We start from the raw sequence: 14,375 nt of genomic DNA, 5'->3' as shown, positions 1-14,375 counted from the left end.
ATACAAAAAAACACAAAAATACATAATGCCGCCATATTTCCGCAAAGGCTGGTCCCCATGATCCGGCAGCGACCTGCACACCCGGCAGTGCCGCATGACCTGGATATCCCCAGACGGGCATGAAGGATCGGACAGATGTTCAAGCGCCTCGCAGGTGGTGCCACCGCCACCATCGCTGCCGCCATGCTGATCGGCGGCAGCCTGTTCATGGCCCCGGCCGCCGCGGTTGCCGCCGACCAGATCGACAATAGCGCCTTGTCGGAGACGGGCTTCCGCGCCCATGAGCGGACCTTCGGGCTGGTCTACACGCTGCCGGCGGCGGTGAATGAGCAGCTTGCCCGCACCATTGCCGGTCCGCTGAAACAGGCGCTGCTGACTGAAGGGCTGATTGCCGAGGCGGTGACGCCCAACATTCCGCATGTGACCGTGGTCCATGTCCACAATGCCGATCCGACGACGCCGGATCGCATGCTGGCGGCGCTGCCCGATCTGCCGCCGGTGCTGGATGTGTCCCTGACCCGGTTCTACACCACCGAGGCGGCCAAGGGTGCCGGTCAGCCCTGGTGGCTGGATCTGGGCGTGGTGAAGGAGGGGGCTGGCTACGAGGCGATGATGGCCTTCGATACCACGGCCACCGCAGCGTTGACTCCCTTGCGCGACGGCCCCCTGCCGCGTGTCACCGGCCCGGTCTATGCGGCGATGAGCGACGCCGGCAAGGAATTGGTCAAAACGGTGGGCGTCAGTGGCGTCAATGTCATGAAGGACGGCACGGAAGTCCGGTCGCACAATCCGCATACCACCCTGGTCTACAGCATGGCCCGGTTCACGCCCGATGTGCAGGCGGCCATGGACAAGACCGCCAGCGCCTTCAACCAGATCATCCCCGCGCCGATCGACACCCGCTTCACCACGGTATCGATCGTGGAACTGGGCTTTGCCGGCAATGTCACCCGCGAGATCTATCGCATCAGCCTGGAAGATGGCAGCGTGCTGAACGTGGCGACCGGCCAGACCATGCCGGCGGTGCGGTAACTATTGGCACGTCATGGGGCCGGTCCGCGGACGGGCCGTCCCCCTTCTTAAAGTCGATCGCTGGAAGACCGGAACATCATGCTTCAGGACGAACGCCATCAGCGCATCCTGGCCATGCTCGCAACCTTCGGCCGGATGTCGACCGACAGGATCGCGGCGGATCTGGCGGTGTCGCGTGAGACGGTGCGCCGCGATGTTCTGGAACTCGATGCCCGGGGCGCGCTGCGCCGGGTGCATGGCGGCGTGGTCTCGATCGAACCGCCCGCCGAACCGTCGCTGGGCGAACGGGTGCTGATCCGTCAGGCGCAGAAGCGGAGCATCGCCCGCGCGGCCGCATCGATCGTGCGCGCCGGTCAGACCCTGTTCATCGATGCCGGCACCACGGTATCGGCATTGGCCGCTGAACTGGCCACCCTCAACGGCCTGACCATCATCACCAATTCCTTCGACGTCGCCACGCGCATCATGGCCACGGGGCGCGAGGATCGCGGCCATCGCGTGTTCCAGATCGGCGGCCAGGTCGCCCCCGGCGCCGCGGCCACGCTGGGGGCCGCGGCCATCGCCGCTATCGCGCGCTATCGGGTCGACATGGCCATGCTGTCGCCGGTCGGCATCGACAGCACGGATGGCGCCACGAGTTTCGATCATGACGAGGCCGAGATCGCGCGCGCGATGACCGATCGGGCCGATCGGGTGGTGATCCTGGCCGATCACGCCAAGATCGGCCAGCGCAGCCGGGTCAGCTATTGCAGCCCCCATCGGATCGATCTGCTGGTCACCGACATGGGCGCGCGCGATCTGGCCGAACTCGACCGGCTCCGCCAGTTGGTCGGCGAGGTCATCATCGGATGAGGCAGCCGGACGGATCGCCCGGCTGCTTGCGGATCATGCGGCGGGCCGCGGCTCGCGCCGGATGATCCGCCGCGCCCAGGCGCCGACCCGGTCGCCCAGCACCAGCATGGATGGGGTCAGGATCAGGGTCAGCAGGGTGGCGAAGCCCAGGCCATAGACGATGGCGGTCGACAACTGCGTCCACCACTGGGTGGATGGCGCGCCGACCGCGATCACCCGGTTGGGAATGTCGACATTGACCGACAGCATCATCGGCACCAGCCCCAGCATGGTGGTGACGGTGGTCAGTATCACCGGCCGCAGGCGCTGAGCGCCGGTGCGCAGCGCCGCTTCCACAGCACCCACGCCACGCGCGCGGATCTCGTTATAGGTATCGATCAGCACGATATTGTTGTTGACCACGATGCCGGCCAGCGCAATCAGCCCGATGCCGGCCATCACGATGCCAAAGGGCTGCGCCGTCGCCATCATGCCGATCAGCACGCCCAGCGACGAGAACACCACCGCCGAGAGCACCAGTGCGGTCTGGTAGAAGCTGTTGAACTGCGTGACCAGGATGATCGCGATCAGGAACAACGCGATGCCGAAGGCGCGGCTGAGGAATTCCTGCGCGGCGCGCTGTTCCTCATCCTCGCCCTTATAGGCGATCTCCACCTGCGGATCGAGCGGGTTGGCGGCGATCCAGGCACGGATCTTGCGCATCTTGTTGTCGGGCAGGACGCCATCCGGCACGTCGGCATCCACCGTCAGCACCCGGCGGGCATCCACCCGTTCGATGGTGCCCTGGGTGGGCGCGGCGCGGCGGATGACGAAATTACTGATCGGCGTCTGGCCCATGGCGGTCTGTACCCGCAACTGGTCCAGCCGGTCGCCGGTGCGGTCGACCTCGGGGAAGCGCACCCGGATCTCGACCTCGTCATCGGTATCGTCGGGGCGGTAGGTGCCGACATTCACGCCCTGGGTCACGAAGCGCACGGCATTGCCCACGCCCATGACATCGGCGCCGAACCGGCTCGCCTGGGCACGGTCGACCACCATCTCCCATTCGATACCCGGCACCGGCCGGCTGTCGGCGATGTCGATCAAGCCACCGACGGCGTTCAACCCCTTCAGAACATGCTCGACCGCATCGGGCAGGGCTTCGGGCGTGCGGCTGGACAGCTCGATCTGGATCACCTTGCCGACCGGGGGCCCTGATTCCTCTTCGCGGGCCTCGACCACCAGCCCCGGATGTTCGGCGGTGCGCTCGCGGATGGTCTGCAGGATCTCGCTGGCATGTGGGCGGGTCCGCCAGTCGGCGAATTCCAGGGTGATGATGCCGATGGTATCGGCAGGGAAATCCTCGCCACGGATCGTGCCGGTGCGGGTATAGACGGTCTTGAACCCGTCCAGTTCCAGAACCTCGGCTTCCACCTCGCGGACCAGGGCGTCCTTTTCCTGGATCGACATATTGCCGCGCGCCCGGATCTGGACCTGGGCGTTGTCGGGCTCGACCTTGGGGAAGAATTCGATACCGCGGCCGAAGGTGCCATAGGCCGTGAACACCAGAACCGCAGTCGTGATCGCGATCGCGATCACGACCCACGGATAGCGCACCGCCTTGTCCAGAGTGCGGACATACAGCCCGGCCATGCCGCCGACCGAGCGGATATCGCCTTCCTCGGCCGCCTGCATCATCTCGGCGACCCGGCTGCTGCCGGCGGTGGGCTTGCCGATGATGCTGCCGGTCACCGGCACGAACACCAGCGCCATGGCGAGCGAGGCGGTGAGCGTGACGATCAGGGTGATCGGCAGATATTTCATGAATTCGCCGACGATGCCCGGCCAGAACAGCAGTGGCAGGAAGGCCGCGAGCGTGGTTGCGGTCGACGAGATGATCGGCCAGGCCATGCGGTTCGAGGCTTCGCGATAGGCAGTGACCCGATGCGCACCTTCCAGCATCCGCCGGTCGGCATATTCGGTCACCACGATCGCGCCATCCACCAGCATGCCCACGGCCAGGATCAGGGCGAACAGGACGACGATGTTGACGGTCAACCCCATCGACGACAGCACCAGCATGCCGGTGAGGAACGATCCCGGAATGGCGATGCCGACCAGGATTGCCGAGCGCAGGCCGAGGGCGGCCAGCACCACGATCATCACCAGAATGATGGCGCTCGCGACATTGCTCGACAGATCCGACAGCATGATCTTGATCTGCTCGGATTTGTCCTGGCTGTACGAAACCTCCACGCCGTCGGGATACAGCGCGCTTTCGGCCTCGGCCAGTGCCCGGACCTCGTCGATCGTGTCGATGATGTTCACGCCGATGCGTTTGGTGACCTCCAGCGCGATCGCCGGCCGGCCGTCGACGCGGGCAATGGATGCCGGATCCTTGAAGCCGCGCTGGCCGACCGCGATGTCGCGGAAGGTGACCACCCGCCCGTCCACCGCCTTCACCGGCATGTCGAGGATGTCGTCGACCGATTGGATCAGACCGGGCACCTTGATCGACACGCGGCCGGCATCGCTGTCGAGTGCGCCGGCCGGCACCAACTGATTGTTGCGGCCGACCAGTTGCACCAGTTCGTCCTGCGAGATGCCATAGCTGTCGAGCGCCCGCGGATCGACCACGATCTCGGCCAGATCCTCGCGATCGCCGGCGACATCGACCTCCAGCACGCCAGGAAGAGCCGCGATCTTGTCCTTCAGATCGCGCCCCAGCCGGATCAGCAGCCGTTCATCGACATCGCCCGACAGGGTGACGACCAGAATCGGGAACAGCGCGACATTGACCTCGTTCAGTTCGGGTTCCTCGGTCTCGCCGGGCAGTTCGACCTTGGCGATATCCATCTGCTCACGGACATCGCGCTTGGCTTTTTCGACGTCGAATCCGGCCTCGAATTCCAGAACGACGGTGGCGAAGCCTTCCTCGGCCGTCGCCCGCATCTCCTTCAGGCCCTCGATCGACCGCAATTCCTGTTCCATCGGCCGCACCAGCAGCCGTTCGGCATCTTCCGGCGAAATGCCGTCATGCTTCATGGTGATGTACAGGATCGGGATCGCGACATCCGGGTCGCTTTCCTTCGGGATGTCGTTATAGGCCACCGCGCCGGAAATCAGCAGCAGCACCAGCAGGCTCATCACCGTGCGGGTGCGGGCGAGGCAGGCGTTGATCAGCGCCCTCACGAGCGGTCCTCCGCATCCGACCGCGCGTCCATGCCGGCCGCCGGGATTGCCCGCGACATCTCCATGGCGTCGAGCGCGTCCTCGATCTCCCTGGGCAGCGGCACCAGGCCGCGCAGTTCGGCCGGCGTCACCTCCACCGGTGCCACACGCTCGCCGGTCGCGACATATCCCTGGCCGACCACGATCACGCGCGCATCCTCGTCAAGCCCGGTCACCCAGACCCCCTCGTCGCTGGCCGACAGAATCGACACCACGTCGAATGCCACGCGATCGTCGCCATCCACGACCTTCACGCCCACCCGGCCGCGAGCGTCCAGCGACAGCAGGGCAGGGGTCAGCAGGACAGCCGGTCGCTTGTCCAGCGGTATCGCCAGTTCGGCCGTGACGCCCCCGGGCAGGGTGCCGTCGGGATTGCCGACCTCGATCTCGATGCGGAAGGTCCGGGTCTGGGGATCGGCCTGGCGGCTGATATGGGCGAGTGTGCCCGAAACCTCGGTGCCGTCGGCCAGCCGCGCGCGCGCGGTCTGGCCGCGGGTGAGCGAGCCGATGTCGCGCTCGGCGATCTCGGCCACGATCAGATAGGGCTCGGGCGCCAGCAGGCGGGCGATCTGGCTGCCGGGCGATACATAGGCGCCGATCTCGACATGGCGGCGATCGATGAAGCCTGCGAAGGGCGCGTTAAGCGTGCTGTCGGCCAGATCCTGCTCGATCTCGGCACGTTCGGCGCGGGCCGCCTCGAACTGGGCGCGGGCCTCGGCCAGCCGGAGCTCGGTCTGAAAGCCCTTGGCGCTGAGCGCCGTCGCCGCTTTCAACTCCGCCCGGCGCTGATCGACCAATGCCTTGGCGCGGGCGCTGCGGGCCTCCAGATCACGGCGATCCAGACGGGCGATCACGTCGCCAGCCTCTACCCGCACGCCCTGCGCCACCGGCAGTTCGATGATCCGGCCGGCGCTTTCCGCCGACAGGTCGACCACCCTGCGCATCTCGGTATGGCCGCTGACCACCAGGTCACGCACCTGCGATGCCTGCGACAGCCGCGCGGTGCGCACGGTGAACGGTCCGGCCTCTGCCGGTGGCGATGTGGCCGGATCGGCACCGGTATCGCCACCTGCCTCCGGCGCGGCTGTCGCGTCGGCGGTCGACGCTGCATCGGCATCGAAGCCGTATTCGATGCGGCCGGTATACATCCAGGCGCCAAGGGCGGCGGCAAGGATCAGGGCAAGCAGGATGGAGCGGTTCATGATCGGTCCCGGCTGTGGCAGTCGGCCCCGGTCGGGCCATCGTCGGTTGAGGGATCGGTTTCGGCAGCTGCCCCGGGGGCGGGGGGCTGTTCGCGTTCGCGCGCCAGCGCTTCCAGCAGCGCGGGGCCTTCCCGCTCGACATGGGCCAGCGCCGCGCCATAGACGGCACGGCCAAAGTCGAGCGTGAAGCGGGGGCCGGTACCGATCGGGCCGCAGGCGGCCTCTTCGTGCCGGTTCAATATATCGAGCATCTGGCGATAGAAGGCGGCTTTCATCTTCAGCACGTCCTCGACCCGATCCAGGGTCATCATCCGTGCGAAGAACAGCAGCACCAGGAATTCCGACCGCACCTTCTGTCGCGGCCGGGTTGTCGCCAGCGCATCGGTGAATGCCGCTTCGCCAGCGGCGGTGATGCGATACACCTTCTTGTCGGGGCGACCGTCACGTTCGACCCCGGTCACGGTCACCAGGCCCTCGTCGGCCAGGGTGGCAAGCGCCGGATAGATCGAGCCGAAGCCCGCCGCATGGAAATGCGCGAAGGCGTTCTCGAAATACTGCTTCACCTCATAGCCGGTCGCCTCGCCATGCGTCAGCACGCCAAGGCACAGCGTTCGCACGTCCATGCCACCATCCGCCTTTGCGGCCATCCCCTATCGGTCCGACATATCGACCCGATATATCCAGAGCGGACTCTGACATGTCTCGCCGGTCCAGGCGGTGTGACTTATCTTACAATTAACAAGACTTCACATCAGATCTGGTGGCGCAGATGAACGCGCGGCGTGGAATCGGGCGGGGCAGGTCCGGGCCGTCGGACGACCGGCGACGGCCACGACTGGTCAGCGGCGGCCGGTCAGCGGCGTGGCAGGGCGGCCGACACCACCCGCACTTCCGCCGCCAGAGGCACGCGGCCTTCGGCATCGGCCAGGGCCGCGAAGGCCGCGCGGATGCGGGCCTCGATCAGCGGTCGGGTCTGCGGTGCGGCGTCCAGGCGATGGCCCCAGCTCATCTCAAGCTGCGGGCGCCAGAAATTGTCGGACAGCCGTGGGCGGGGCGCGAAGTTGTGGGTGTCGGTACGGATATCCTCCAATCCGGCCTCGGTCATCGTATCGGCCAGCCGGGTGCAACTGCCGAAACGGAACGGGGTCAGGGCGTCGGCGTGATCGCCGTCATCGCCACCAAGCTCGGCATCGACCGCACTGCCCAGCACGTCGACCATGGTCGAGGCACTGCGCCGGGTCCAGACCATCAGCGCCACCCGCCCGCCCGGACGCAGCACCCGGCGTATGCCGGCCATCACCACGTCTGTCTGCGGGGCGAACATGATGCCGAACCGGCTGACCACGGCGTCGACGCTGGCATCGGCCAGCGGCAGGCGCTCCATATCGGCGGCGCAGACCGACACGACATCGCCAAGCCCGGACTCTCCGGCGCGGGCGCGGATTGCCGGCAGCATCGCCGGCACCAGATCGGTAGCGATCACCAGGCCATCGGCGCCGACCTTGCGGGCCAGCGTCATCGCCGGTTCACCCGCGCCGCTCGCCAGATCCAGCACCCGATGGCCGGGCGCCACGCCGGCCGCGTCCAGCAGAATCTCGTTGAAGCGGGTCGCCATGGCTTCCATCGGCCGCGCCCAGCGCACCCAGGTCTCGGCCTTCGCGGCCCATAAGGCACTCTGTTCGCGGGTGCGGGCGGCGGCAGCGTCGGCGTCAGTGACAACACTGGTCACGGAGGCGGCGGTCTCGGGGGCGGCGGTCGGGGTGGTGGCGGTCACGGCTCGGGTCATCCTTGGTCGGTGGGGGAGGGGGAGGTGGCCACCGACGGGGCGGCGGCAGTCGGGGCGGTCGGCAGTGGGGCGCCGCTTGCCGGCGGCAGGCCCTGGGCGCGTGCGGCGGCCTCGGCGGCGGCCAGCGCCTCGGGCGTGTCGATATCGCCCAGGATCGCGGCATCGGGCATCTCCACCTCGACGACCACATCCTCATGGGCGCGGATCACCTCGCGGGCGCCACGATCGCCGGTTTGGGACATCATCTCGGTGAAGAACCGGCGGTCGAACAAGACGGGATTGCCGCGCCGCCCCTTATAGACCGGCACGCAGATCAACCGGCCCTCATCCGGGTCATAGGCATCGATCAGCCGGTCCAGGTGCCGGGCGCTGATGCCGGGCATGTCGGCCAGCAGCACCACGGCCGCTTCGGCGCCGTCCGGCACGTCGGCCAGCCCCAGCGACAGCGACAGCGACATGCCGGCCGCGGGATCCTCGTTCACCACCACCGGCACCGGCCGGCCGCCGATCGCCAGCCGGACATCGGTTTCGGGGCCGGTGACCACAGTCAGCGCCCGCAGCCGGCTTTCCAGCGCCGCGTCCAGCACATGGCCGATCAGCGGCTTGCCCATGATCTGGCGCACCAGCTTGTTGGGCGGTCCCATCCGGGTGCCACGGCCGGCGGCCAGCACGACACCCGCCACATTGCGCACCGCCCGCGGGCCCCGCCGGCGCGGACCGGGAGAGGCGGCGGCCCGTGGCAGCGGCCGTTCACCCACCTCTTTCAGCAGTCCGCCGACACCGAAATCGGCGATGTCGAGGGCCTCGATCGCCTCGCCGGCCGCAGCGCGCTCAAGAACCCGGTCGAACCCATTCATCTTGGGGCTGCGGGCACACCCCGGCGCGCCGATCACCACCCGCCCGGCCAGACGCCCCAGCATCAGCAGATTGCCCGGATCGACCGGCATGCCCAGCCGCACCACCGTGCCGCCGATATCGGTCAGCGCCGCCGGGATCACATCGGCCCGATCGACGATCGCCGAGGCACCGGCCACGACAATGAGATCCATCGGCTCCCGCGCCAGATCGGCCATGGCACGGGCCAGACGCGTGCGGTCGTGGGGCACGCGTTCGATCACCGGTGCCCGCGCGCCCAGCCGCATCAACCGGGCACCGATGGCGCGCGCGGTTTCCTCGTAGATCTTCTCTTTCAGATGCGGCAGTTCGGTCATGATCAGCGCCGCATGGATCACCCGCCAGGGCGCGATCCGGATCGCCGGCCGTCCGGCACGGGCGATCGATGCCAGCACCTTCTCAAGCGCCGGGCGGGGTGCCGCGAAGGGGATGATCTTGATCGTCGCCAGCATCTCGCCGCCCTCGCAGGCGGTGTCGTCGGCCAGGGTCGCAACGGTGATGGACTCATCGATCCGGTTGACCGCCCGGATCATGGGCTCGTCGATCCGCACCAGGCCGCGGGTGGCCGCATACAGGTTGACGCGGCCGGTGAAAGCGCGGGCGACGCGTACATTCGGCCCGGCCAGCGCCTCGGTCACCTGGGCCGCGGCCTCGTCCTCATGCACGTCGTCGGGGCCCAGGCGCGCGCCCAGAACCTGGGTGCGGCCCTGATCCCGGATCAGGGCAATCGTCTCCGCATCCAGCCGGTGGCCCTTCTTGAGCACGCGGCCCTCGACGGCAATGGCATGGGCCAGCAGAACGCCGTCTGCCTGATCAAGCGGATGTTCGGAGAAATCCATGGGGTCGGTCGACTTCGCATATGGCAGGGACAGGGTGGAGGATCGGGAGCGTCAGACAGGATGGCGGCCGTGCTATCCCTTGGGCGGGCGCTGCCGCAGGCTGGCGGCCGAGCCGGTGCGGCGCACGGCGACCACTTCCGACAGGATAGACAAGGCGATCTCGGGCGCGGTGCGCGCACCGATGGCCAGGCCGATCGGCGCATGGATGCGGGCGATCCGGCCGGCATCGATACCGGCCTCCTGCAGACGCGCGACCCGCTTGCCATGGGTGCGGCTGCTGCCAAGGGCGCCGATATAGAACAGATCAGAGGTCACCGCCATCTGTAGCGCCGGGTCGTCGAGCTTCGGATCATGGGTCAGCGCCAGCATCGCCGAGGCACCATCCAGGCCGATCTCGCCCAGCACGTCCTCGGGCCAGGCAACATGGGCGGTGACACCTGGGAAGCGCTCCGGCGTCAGAAACGCGCCGCGCGGGTCCACCACCACCATGTCATAGCCGATGGCTGCCGCCATTGGCGCCAGCGCCTGGGCGATGTGCACGGCGCCGATCACGATCAGCCGTGGCCGGGGCGCGAAGACGTTGATGAACCAGCGCCTGCCGTCGGCCTCGACCGTGGCCGCGCGATCGTCGCGGATCGCCGCCAGCGCCGCATCATGCAGGGCATCCGGCAACGGGGCACCGGCGTCGTCGCCATTGTCGGCGATCAGCGCTGTCGGCCCGCCGGGGGTGAGGGCGCTGACCAGTGCCAGGCCACGGCGTGCGGCACGGTCGGCGGCGATGCGGCGGATCAGGGTTGCATCCATGGGTTCTGCGCGCTCCTGTCAATCCAGCCGTTCGACCCAGACTTCCAGCCGGCCGCCGCAGGCCAGACCCACGGCCCAGGCCTGATCGTCGCCGATCGAGAAATCCATCAATTGCGGCGGCGCGCCGTCGATGCAGGCCTGCGCCGCCTCGATCACGGCACCTTCGACGCAGCCGCCCGATACCGACCCCGCGAAACGGCCATCGGCGGTGACGGCCATCTGGGCGCCGGGCAGGCGCGGCGCGCTGCCCCAGGTGGACACCACCGTCGCCAGAGCCACGCCGGTGCCGGCATCGCGCCAGCCCAGTGCCGCGGCCAGAACGTCGTCGCCGGTGATGGCGGTCGTATCGTTTGCAGCAGCCGGACGTCCGGTCATGATCGCCTCCTTCTCGTCGTCGCCAGCCCGTGCCGTGGCGCGCGTCACGCGCCCGGCTGCAATGTTTCGGGCCGGATCTGGGTCTCAGACCGGATCTGGCGGCGCCATGCCTCCAGCCGCGGATCGGCCGCGGCGGCGGGGCGGGTCAGTGCGGTTGCCAGTGCCTCGATCCCGATCAGATTATGCACCGCCCTGAATTCATGCACATGGGGCAAAATCGCCCGCACGCCACGGGCGGCCGGCTGGAACCCGTCGAACCGCAGCAGCGGGTTCAGCCAGATCAGCCGTGGCGTCAACCGCGACAGACGCTCGACCGCCCGGCCAAGAACGTCGTCTTCGGCCCGGTCCAGCCCGTCGGTGACCAGCAGCACCACGGCATTGCGGGTCAGCACCCGACGGGCGAAGCGCCGGTTGAAATCGGCCAGACTGGGCCCGATCCGGGTGCCGCCGGACCAGTCCTTCACCCGACCGCCCACCGCCGCCAGGGCCTCGTCGGGGTCGCGGCGCGCCAGATCATGGGTGACGTTGCTCAACCGTGTGCCGAACAGGAACACGCTCACCCGCTGCCCGGCATCCTGCATCATCGCGTGCAGCAAATGCAGCATCATCCGTGCATAGGCGTCCATCGAGCCCGAGACATCGACGATCGCCACCAGCGGCGGCCGTTCACGCCGGGGCCCCCGGCGGGCCAGCCGCACCGCCTCGCCGCCGCTGCGGATCTGGGCCTGCAGGCTGCGGCGCAGATCGATGCGCCGGCCATGGGGCGCCGGCTTCATCCGGCGTGTCGGCCGTTCCGGCAGGCGGGCGCGGATCAGGCGGATGGCGCGCCGGGCCTCGGCGGCTTCCACGGCGCTCATCTGTTCGAAGTCGCGGGTCTTCAGCCGTTCGGTCGCATCCCAGGTCAGGCTGGCATCGATGCGGGTTTCCTCACGCACCTTCTGCCCGGATGGTGGCGGGGGTGGTGGCGCATCGCCGGTGAAGGCATCGGCCAGCCGCCGGGCCAGCTTGCGGCCATCGGGCGGCCGGTCGGCCTCCACCTGCGGCAGCAGCAGCGCCAGCAGCCGTTCCCGCAATTGCGGGTCGCGCCAGAACACGTCGAAAGCCTGTTCGAACAGCGCCAGATGCTCGCGCCGTTTGACCAGCGTTGCTTTCAGTGCCGCATGAACCTGCGGCCGCGACGCCATGTCGACGGCGGCCATCGCCTCGGCCGCAACCAGCACGTCTCCGGGGCCGATGGTCAGGCCGGCACGCCTGAGCAGTCGCGCGAAGCGGGCGATATTGGCCGGAAGCCGGCCGCTGGTGCCATTGTCGGTCGCAGGGCGGCCGGTCATGCTGTCACCGGTCATGCTGTTACCGGTCACGCGGTCGCGGCCCTTGTGCCGGCATTGGCCCGCCTCTGGATGTCTGCCTGTGCCTCGGCCAGCAGACGGGCGGTCTCGGCGCCAGTCATCCGGGCGATGTCATCCTGATATTTCAGCAGCACGCCCATGCTGCCATCGATCAGCCCGGGGTTCAGATCCACCGCATCCAGTTGGACCAGGGCATTGGCCCAATCGAGCGTTTCGGCAACGCCGGGCGCCTTGAAAAGATCTTCAGACCGCAGCCGCTGCACGAAGCCCACGATCTGGGCGGCCATCGCCTCGGCCACGGCGGGGGTCTTGCGGCGGACGATGGCGATCTCGCGCGCCTCGTTCGGAAAATCGATCCAGCGATACAGGCAGCGCCGTTTCAGGGCATCGTGGATTTCACGGGTGCGGTTCGAGGTCACGATCACGATCGGCGGCGTTTCGGCGCGGATGGTGCCGATCTCGGGGATGGTGACCTGAAAATCGGCCAGCAATTCCAGCAGGAAGGCTTCGAACGGCTCATCGGCGCGGTCGATCTCGTCGATCAGCAGCACCGGCGGTCCCGCTGGGTCGGGGGTGATAGCGTCGAGCAATGGCCGGCGCAACAGAAAGCGTTCTGAGAACAGATCGGCGCCCAGCCGCTCGCGGGCGCCCGCGCCTTCAACCTCGCCGGCCGCCTCGGCCAGCCGGATCTCCAGCATCTGGCGGGCATAGTTCCAGTCATACAATGCCTGGGCCTGATCCAGCCCCTCATAGCATTGCAGGCGGATCAGTCGGCGGCCCAGCGACTTGGCCAGCACCTTGGCGATCTCGGTCTTGCCGACTCCGGCTTCCCCTTCCAGCAGCAGCGGCCGGCCCAGCCGCATGGCCAGGAACAGCACCGTGGCCAGGGCCTCGTCGGCGACATAATCGCCGGCATCGAGCAGGGCCAGGGTCTCGGCGACGGAGGTGGGCATGGCGGCGGGTTCTGACTGCGTCAAGACAGGCTCCTCAGGCGACGGGATAGCGATGGCGGGCCGGGCCGCAGTGGCGAGGGCATAGCCCCGCCCGGTCAATCTGGGCACCGGGCCGGCAAACGGCAAGCGGCGGCACGGCGCGGATCCGCCACCATGCCGCCGCCATGTCGGCGCTGCCGTTACCGGAGTGGGTCTTGGCCGCCGGATCAGGCGAGGGCGGCGGCCACCGCACGTTTGGCGATCACGCTCACCAGATGCGCGCGATAGGCGGCACTGGCATGCATGTCGGCATTCAGGCCATCGGCCGGCACGGTGATGCCGTCGACCGCTTCGGGCCGGAAATCGGCGGCAAGCGCCGCTTCCATGGCGTCGATCCTGAACACCGACGGTGCGGCACCGGTGACCGCCACCCGGACCGATCCATCCTTGTGCCGGGCCACGAACACGCCCACCAGGGCATAGCGCGAGGCCGGGTTGGGGAACTTCACATAGCCGGCCTTGTCGACCAGCGGGAAGCGGACCGCCTGGACGATTTCGGCCGGGGCCAGCGCGGTTTCGAACATGCCGACGAAATAGTCGTCGGCGGCGATGGTCCGCTGGTCGGTGACGATGTCGGCAGCCAGGGCCAGCGCCGCCGCCGGATAATCCGCGGCCGGATCGTTATTGGCCAGCGATCCGCCGATGGTGCCGCGGTTGCGGACCTGGGCATCGCCGATATGCGCCGCCAGATGGGCCAGGGCCGGAATGGCGGCCTTGACCTCGTCGGAGCGGCCGACGGCGGCATGACGGGTCATGGCGCCGATGACCAGATGGTCGCCATCGCGGCTGATGCCGGCCAGATCGGCGATGCCGTTCAGGTCGATGATGTCCGACGGTGCCGCCAGACGCTGTTTCATGGTCGGCACCAGGGTCATCCCCCCGGCGACCAGCTTGGCCTCGTCATTGCCGGCAAGGGTGGCCGCGGCGTCGGCGACCGTGCCCGGGCGGTGATATTCGAAAGCGTACATCTTAAAGCGTTCCCCGATCGTGATCAGACAGGCGGGCGTGATCAGGCAGGCAGGCGTGATCAGACAGACAGG

12 protein-coding genes are annotated in these 14,375 nt (G+C 68.2%); 2 read left to right on the top strand and 10 right to left on the bottom strand.

Annotated features, from left to right (window positions below; genetic code table 11):
• Positions 1–135 precede the first annotated feature (135 nt).
• Together IEW15_RS01665 and IEW15_RS01660 are read left to right on the top strand one after the other, a co-directional pair.
• Complete coding sequence (locus IEW15_RS01665) at positions 136–1,032, top strand: hypothetical protein (protein WP_188574220.1); 897 nt, start codon at positions 136–138, stop codon at positions 1,030–1,032.
• Between the two features lie 78 nt (positions 1,033–1,110).
• On the top strand, positions 1,111–1,884 hold the full coding sequence (locus IEW15_RS01660) for a DeoR/GlpR family DNA-binding transcription regulator (RefSeq protein ID WP_188574219.1): 774 nt from the start codon (positions 1,111–1,113) through the stop codon (positions 1,882–1,884).
• A gap of 33 nt (positions 1,885–1,917) precedes the next feature.
• Here the strand turns inward: IEW15_RS01660 and IEW15_RS01655 are convergent, their stop codons facing one another.
• From IEW15_RS01655 to IEW15_RS01610, 10 genes are all read right to left on the bottom strand, one after another.
• The gene (locus IEW15_RS01655) at positions 1,918–5,055 is read right to left on the bottom strand and encodes an efflux RND transporter permease subunit (RefSeq protein WP_188574218.1); all 3,138 of its coding nucleotides are present in this window, start codon (positions 5,053–5,055) and stop codon (positions 1,918–1,920) included.
• On the bottom strand, positions 5,052–6,296 hold the full coding sequence (locus tag IEW15_RS01650; protein ID WP_188574217.1) for an efflux RND transporter periplasmic adaptor subunit: 1,245 nt from the start codon (positions 6,294–6,296) through the stop codon (positions 5,052–5,054). Before IEW15_RS01650 ends, IEW15_RS01655 begins: the two co-directional genes overlap by 4 nt.
• Positions 6,293–6,943: a PadR family transcriptional regulator gene (locus tag IEW15_RS01645; protein WP_188574216.1), complete on the bottom strand. Its 651-nt coding sequence runs from the start codon at positions 6,941–6,943 to the stop codon at positions 6,293–6,295. The genes IEW15_RS01650 and IEW15_RS01645 overlap by 4 nt, the downstream gene beginning before the upstream one ends.
• A 206-nt stretch (positions 6,944–7,149) precedes the next feature.
• Complete coding sequence (locus IEW15_RS01640; protein ID WP_188574215.1) at positions 7,150–8,070, bottom strand: class I SAM-dependent methyltransferase; 921 nt, start codon at positions 8,068–8,070, stop codon at positions 7,150–7,152.
• A gap of 8 nt (positions 8,071–8,078) precedes the next feature.
• The gene (locus tag IEW15_RS01635) at positions 8,079–9,815 is read right to left on the bottom strand and encodes an NTP transferase domain-containing protein (RefSeq protein ID WP_188574214.1); all 1,737 of its coding nucleotides are present in this window, start codon (positions 9,813–9,815) and stop codon (positions 8,079–8,081) included.
• A 72-nt stretch (positions 9,816–9,887) separates the two neighbouring features.
• Positions 9,888–10,619, bottom strand: a complete 732-nt coding sequence (locus tag IEW15_RS01630) for an XdhC family protein (protein ID WP_188574213.1) — start codon at positions 10,617–10,619, stop codon at positions 9,888–9,890.
• Between the two features lie 18 nt (positions 10,620–10,637).
• Positions 10,638–10,994, bottom strand: a complete 357-nt coding sequence (locus tag IEW15_RS01625; protein WP_188574212.1) for an XdhC family protein — start codon at positions 10,992–10,994, stop codon at positions 10,638–10,640.
• Positions 10,995–11,038: 44 nt separating this feature from the next.
• Positions 11,039–12,340: a vWA domain-containing protein gene (locus tag IEW15_RS01620; protein ID WP_229707739.1), complete on the bottom strand. Its 1,302-nt coding sequence runs from the start codon at positions 12,338–12,340 to the stop codon at positions 11,039–11,041.
• Between the two features lie 11 nt (positions 12,341–12,351).
• A complete protein-coding gene (locus IEW15_RS01615) occupies positions 12,352–13,296 on the bottom strand; it encodes an AAA family ATPase (protein ID WP_188574211.1) in 945 nt (314 codons plus the stop codon).
• A gap of 206 nt (positions 13,297–13,502) precedes the next feature.
• On the bottom strand, positions 13,503–14,303 hold the full coding sequence (locus IEW15_RS01610) for an FAD binding domain-containing protein (RefSeq protein ID WP_188574210.1): 801 nt from the start codon (positions 14,301–14,303) through the stop codon (positions 13,503–13,505).
• Positions 14,304–14,375: the final 72 nt, after the last annotated feature.

The organism is Tistrella bauzanensis (assembly GCF_014636235.1).
In the GTDB taxonomy this organism is placed as follows: Bacteria; Pseudomonadota; Alphaproteobacteria; order Tistrellales; family Tistrellaceae; genus Tistrella; species Tistrella bauzanensis.
Note: the sequence above shows the minus strand (reverse complement) of the source record. Positions and strands in the feature narration are given on the sequence as shown.